The sequence below is a fragment of the Petralouisia muris genome (assembly GCF_004793545.1).
GTDB lineage: Bacteria > Bacillota > Clostridia > Lachnospirales > Lachnospiraceae > Petralouisia > Petralouisia muris.
This window is the reverse complement of sequence record NZ_SRYA01000148.1, coordinates 1-5064: the sequence shown is the minus strand read 5'-3', so window position 1 is coordinate 5064 and position 5064 is coordinate 1. Positions and strand designations below refer to the sequence as shown.

Genomic DNA, 5064 nt, shown 5'->3' with positions numbered 1-5064 from the left:
ACGTAAAAACTACGCCACAGCCCTGGCAGGCCATCGCGCAGCGATTTTGTTCAATGGAAATTTGTCGCTGAGTTAATCAGCTCTGCGTTTTCGCTTCAAGCCTTTTAATAACCGTTACTTGTAAATCCTTTGCGTCAATCAAACTTTCCTGTCTGCATTTCGGGCAGTAGAGGGGAAAGTTTTTCAGCTCTGTGTCTGCCCGTATCTGTAACCTTGTTTTATTTTCGCAGACAGGGCAGTGTATCCACTCAGAAATTATTTTTTCCATCCTTACGCGCTTACCATTTTTGCAATTGGCAATTTAATCAGCATGATAATTGCACATAGTATCAATTCCGACATACTGATCAGCCCTGTCGGATTGGGTCCCAATAGCCCATTCTTCCCCGAAACGGAAATGAAAACGGGTATTTCACCTATGACATTGACTACTCCGTGGATAATTGCAGGATACATGACATTGTTGCTGTACACCATAACATAGGAACATATCATTCCTATTGTCACGCACACAAGCATCATCATAAGCATATTGCTCCACGGTGCGCCCGCATTTTCCAGACTGTAATTAAAACCAAGGTAAATGAGCGGCAAATGGGCGATTCCCCAATAAAGACCATTCAGCAATGTTCCTTTTCTCACTCCATACTCCGCTATTTGTTTTGGGAGCAGATATTCTCTCCAGCCAATTTCCTCCCCAAGCTCCAGCACTTGAATCGGAATACATACCGCCGCAGCAAGTACGCATATCACGCAGAATTGCAGCGGGTTAGCTATATGTATCACCTGTTCTGTGCCTGTCAGACTGCCCAAATTGAAGATGCCGCTGTATTGTTCGGGAAACAGCACAAAATATAGAACTGTTCCCATCACAATTAAAATGCCGGGAGCAAAAGCGCAGAAAGCCCATAGCTTTTTGTTCTTCCATATACGGAAAGAAATGCGCCATTCTGATCTGTCCCCGTCATGCGTCTTGTAAAAAGAGCAGCTATAACGGGAAATGCTGTAAAACCCTTTTGCAAAATTTGATATATGGTATTTTGACTGTTCCCCTGCAAACAAAACGCTGCTATGCCAAGCGCCCAACAGATACCTAATATAAAAATCAGGTATATTCTAATCTGACTTTTATTATCATTCATGTTATTTATTTCCTTTGTCTTATTTCCACAGACAGAGCAGAATATCCATTCGCCTTTTTCCATAGAAATCCTCAGATTTTGCCACCTTTCGTTTTCTGCTCCAGTTCCGCACCATAACGCATAACCATAGCAAGCAAAAGCAAACAGATCCCAGGTGTAACGCTGCCGCTATCATCAAACATATTCCATGACGACAAGTGAATTCTCTCGTAAATAAAGTCTGTAATACACACAGATATGACAGATAATACAATCGTGATAATTCCAAGCTGCTTTACCCTGTCTGCGCCTGCACTTGTAAACGGCGTCCCCTCTTTCAGTTCTGCTGTAAAATAGCGATAGACAAATAATGTTATTACGCCGCCAAACAAAAGAGAAATATCCGCCGCCGTCAAAATGCCTACAAGCTGTCCCTTGCTCATTTCAGCCGAAGCCGACAGAAAATGAAGAAACTGGTTTTTCTCATTTAACACATCCGCCGCAACGAGGACAGCCGCTATTGATGTTAAAGCCACTCCCACGATTGCAAATACCAAAACAATCTTAGAGAGTATCTGAAACACCCTCATTCCTTTTTGAATTTTCTCTAAATTACTCATTCTTTTATTTTCCTTTCTCCACTATCATCATTTTTCGAAAGCCTTTCAGCAGTCTTATTCCGTACAAATATGACAATTGGTGTGATTACCAGATATAGAACGGTCAAAATCACAAAGAATCCTATATCTGCCTCTAAAAACACATAAATGATATTAAATCCAAAGTGCAGCAATACCGAATAAATCAGGTTGTTATGCCATTCTAAAAAAATGTTCATCAAAACGGTCATGCAGGTAATGACGACAATATTGGAAATGACATAGGGGACTGCCCTCCAGTCGGTAAATTCTGAATCCACTGCCCACAACAGGGTATGCCAGAAGCACCACACCAAGCCCTGACAGACAGAGGATTTTAAGAAACCATATCTCTTGTTGAATTCCTCCCGCATAAAGCCACGCCAGCCCAATTCTTCTCCTGTCGGTCCCGACGTAAAGGACAGAAAAATACTGAGCGGCAATGCTATTATTCCAAAATTGATATAGGACAGCACAGGCTTTCCCATGACAGCGGAAAAGAGGAACAATGCCAAAACACTAATCCCAAATGTAAGTGCAAAAGAACATAGCAACGGAAAAAGTTTCACTTTACCCGAAAAACACCGTTTTATGAAAACCCTTCTTGTTTCGTCCGGTCTGAAATGTTTCCAGCCAATCAGGAGCAGATACGTTGGTGACCATGTGATCAGATTGCGGACAATCCACATGATGACAGGCGGTGCATGGAATACAAGACTTGCCATACCTGCCACAAAAATAATGAGCGCCCATACCAGAATATAGGAACTGATGATGTATTTCTTCAAATAATTTGTTTTCATACCGTCAGCGCCTTTCCCTGTCCGTGCAGATAACAAGCTCGCTCTTGATTCCATTCAGTTCAATAATGTTCTCCGCCTCCGGCACACTGAAAGGCTCGGTCCGCTTTCCATCCTTCTCATAAGATATGCTTGTGCCAATCCCTTTCGCAATGGCAGTAAACGCTGCGTCCTGCGGAACATAGATTTTTGAAGTTGCAGACACTTGGTTGATTGCAACCTCCCCGTTTAAGGAATGGCAGACCACTTCCATATCAAGGTTACAGTTAATCTCTACCGTTCCGGTGACATCCGCAAGGATAACATTCGGTGTCTTTATATCAAGCTCTATGCTCTCACACTCCAGAGAACGGATCGCCACCGTTTCCGCATTGACCGCACATTCAATTTTTCTGATGTATGGCGTCGGTATCTGGACAAAGATGCTGACCGCTTCTTTTGCCGTTGCTTCTGTCACCCCGTTTTTACGATTTACCTCCACATCAATCCGTTTTCTGATGTCATCAATCCTGACCTTAAAATCATTCTGAAGCGTGGGCATGGTATTGGATACAAGGCGGACACGGATTTTCTCGCCCTCATATCCCGACAGTGTGAATTGCTTTGCCCCGCCGAATTTCATATCGTAGTGTTTTGGCTCGTCAATGTCATACTCTGTAACGCTCTCATAAAGATAGTCCGCCGGCTTTTTTGCTCCTTTTTCATTCGAGAGCAGCTCATCAATGGAAATGTCAAACAGGGCGGAGACTGCCATCATGTTTTCAATATCCGGAATGCCTGCATCCGTTTCCCATTTGGTAACTGCCTGTCTTGATACGCCGAGTTTCTCCGCCAGCTGTTCCTGCGACATACCTGCCTGCTTGCGGATAGATTTTAATTTTTCTGCAAATGTCATATGAATCCTCCTAAATTTTTAACTTTTTGTTTTGCGAAGCAAAATGCGACTGCCACTGCATGGAGCAATGCCCAACAAGCTGTGCAGAATTTTGTCTCCTTGTTTTGATGCCTTCAGTATAGGAAAGCGCATTTTGCATTACAAGCAGGCAGGAATTACATTTCGTTTTTTTCTGCTACTTTTCGTGGCATTTCCTTATTTATAAAACTTTTATTTGCTCTAAACATTATAATTTTCTTATTGACCGTCTGCCTGTCTATATCAGATTAAATAATTAAGGGACAATAGCGCCCCTTGAATATGCACGATATCCATTTCGCCAACAATTTACTTCATAGTGTGTGCAGTAATAATTGTATAGCTGTAAGAATTAACTGTCAGCCTTGCATTGTCAATTTCACAATACCAATTTTTTCCTTGACGGTAGATACGGCAATTCTTATTCATAATCAGACTTTTACAGTATCCAACAACATCATCCGTATTTAATTTCAGATTTCTCTTAATCCTGTCAATTCCCATTTTGGTAGTATGAATCTTGTCTATATTATCAATCAATAGTCCACAATCACTCATTATACCTTGCCCCCTATAAACGCTATGCCGTATTACTTATTGCTGTTTTGAAAAATGGGAATAACAGCCGCTTTCATGCTATCTTGTTCCATATTTAACAGCCGTTCCAGATTGTAAATAAATGCAGCTATCTTTCTTTGCTTTTCTTCTTCGCTGTGTTCCATAAGGTCATCAAACACTGTATTTGCATATAAAAAAGTCATTTCTGCAGTTTCTTCGGGATAATCCGTCTGACATATCCCCTGCTCCATTCCCTCTCTTATTAAATCCGTAATAATAGGATTGATACCAGAGAGCAGGGACTTTTCCATTTTCTGGTGCATAAGGGCATTCTGCGGGTTATGTATCTGTTTCAGGAGTTCCTGTCCAAAATTACCATCGCTCACATTTAATGCAAGCATCATCATAGTAAGGCGCTCCAGCACAGGAACATTTTTCTGTGCCGCAATCGCTTCCGCTTTTTCAATCAGCCTGCTCATCATGCGGCTGATCATTGCGTCCAGAATTTCTTCTTTGGATTTGAAATGGTAATAAAGCGTCCCCCTCGCAATGCCGATTTCATTCAGAATGTCACTGGTGCTGGTGCCGTCAAAGCCTTTTGTTCCAAACAGTCTCTCTGCCACGTCCAATATTTCATTTTTACGTTCTTCCGCTTCTTTTACCACACGCATGGAATCTGCACCCTCCTATTGTTTGTAGACTGACTGTCGATTTAATATTAGCACTGAGAAAATAATTTGTCAATCTAACCGGCTGGAAATTGATAAAACTTTGCTTAAATGAAAAATCAATGGACATAACCATACCCATACAATATAATCCTTTCTGTCCATTGATTTCTACGTTCTCAAATAGAATTTCTACCCATTCTTTGCTACCTTGCCCCTTTATCTTTATGCCTTGCCTGATTATCCCTGCCCGCTTCTCGGGAGTTTGACAGTTGAATAAAGCCAAACATCCTTCAGGCCTTATAAAGCCTGTGTACTCTCGGAAACTCGAATCCCTTGTTTTATAAGGCTTCAGAAATTTCCGAA

General features: G+C 41.7%; 8 protein-coding genes. All 8 read right to left on the bottom strand.

Annotated features, from left to right (window positions below; genetic code table 11):
* Positions 1–76: 76 nt before the first annotated feature.
* Entirely contained in the window at positions 77–268 is a 192-nt protein-coding gene (locus E5329_RS28125) for a cysteine-rich KTR domain-containing protein (protein ID WP_135992437.1), read from the bottom strand.
* Between the two features lie 2 nt (positions 269–270).
* Complete coding sequence (locus E5329_RS28120; RefSeq protein WP_275443844.1) at positions 271–870, bottom strand: CPBP family intramembrane glutamic endopeptidase; 600 nt, start codon at positions 868–870, stop codon at positions 271–273.
* Between the two features lie 343 nt (positions 871–1213).
* Complete coding sequence (locus tag E5329_RS28115) at positions 1214–1741, bottom strand: hypothetical protein (RefSeq protein ID WP_135992436.1); 528 nt, start codon at positions 1739–1741, stop codon at positions 1214–1216.
* Positions 1738–2562 carry a CPBP family intramembrane glutamic endopeptidase gene (locus E5329_RS28110; RefSeq protein WP_135992435.1) on the bottom strand — a complete coding sequence of 275 codons (825 nt, stop codon included), beginning with the start codon at positions 2560–2562 and terminating at the stop codon, positions 1738–1740. The genes E5329_RS28115 and E5329_RS28110 overlap by 4 nt, the downstream gene beginning before the upstream one ends.
* A gap of 4 nt (positions 2563–2566) precedes the next feature.
* Positions 2567–3454: a helix-turn-helix transcriptional regulator gene (locus tag E5329_RS28105; RefSeq protein WP_135992434.1), complete on the bottom strand. Its 888-nt coding sequence runs from the start codon at positions 3452–3454 to the stop codon at positions 2567–2569.
* Between the two features lie 327 nt (positions 3455–3781).
* On the bottom strand, positions 3782–4030 hold the full coding sequence (locus tag E5329_RS28100; RefSeq protein ID WP_120472372.1) for a DUF3781 domain-containing protein: 249 nt from the start codon (positions 4028–4030) through the stop codon (positions 3782–3784).
* A gap of 32 nt (positions 4031–4062) precedes the next feature.
* On the bottom strand, positions 4063–4701 hold the full coding sequence (locus tag E5329_RS28095) for a TetR/AcrR family transcriptional regulator (protein ID WP_135992433.1): 639 nt from the start codon (positions 4699–4701) through the stop codon (positions 4063–4065).
* The coding region (locus E5329_RS31330) for a hypothetical protein (RefSeq protein WP_275443843.1) at positions 4670–5064 on the bottom strand (395 nt) is incomplete at its 5' end. The genes E5329_RS28095 and E5329_RS31330, both read right to left, overlap by 32 nt.

What these genes read in the sequence shown, in the direction of transcription:
- E5329_RS28125 (WP_135992437.1), bottom strand. Translation starts at nt 268, where the DNA reads ATGGAAAAAATAATTTCTGAGTGGATACACTGCCCTGTCTGCGAAAAT.
- E5329_RS28095 (WP_135992433.1), bottom strand. Translation starts at nt 4,701, where the DNA reads ATGCGTGTGGTAAAAGAAGCGGAAGAACGTAAAAATGAAATATTGGAC.
- E5329_RS28110 (WP_135992435.1), bottom strand. Translation starts at nt 2,562, where the DNA reads ATGAAAACAAATTATTTGAAGAAATACATCATCAGTTCCTATATTCTG.
- E5329_RS28120 (WP_275443844.1), bottom strand. Translation starts at nt 870, where the DNA reads ATGGGAACAGTTCTATATTTTGTGCTGTTTCCCGAACAATACAGCGGC.
- E5329_RS28115 (WP_135992436.1), bottom strand. Translation starts at nt 1,741, where the DNA reads ATGAGTAATTTAGAGAAAATTCAAAAAGGAATGAGGGTGTTTCAGATA.
- E5329_RS28100 (WP_120472372.1), bottom strand. Translation starts at nt 4,030, where the DNA reads ATGAGTGATTGTGGACTATTGATTGATAATATAGACAAGATTCATACT.
- E5329_RS28105 (WP_135992434.1), bottom strand. Translation starts at nt 3,454, where the DNA reads ATGACATTTGCAGAAAAATTAAAATCTATCCGCAAGCAGGCAGGTATG.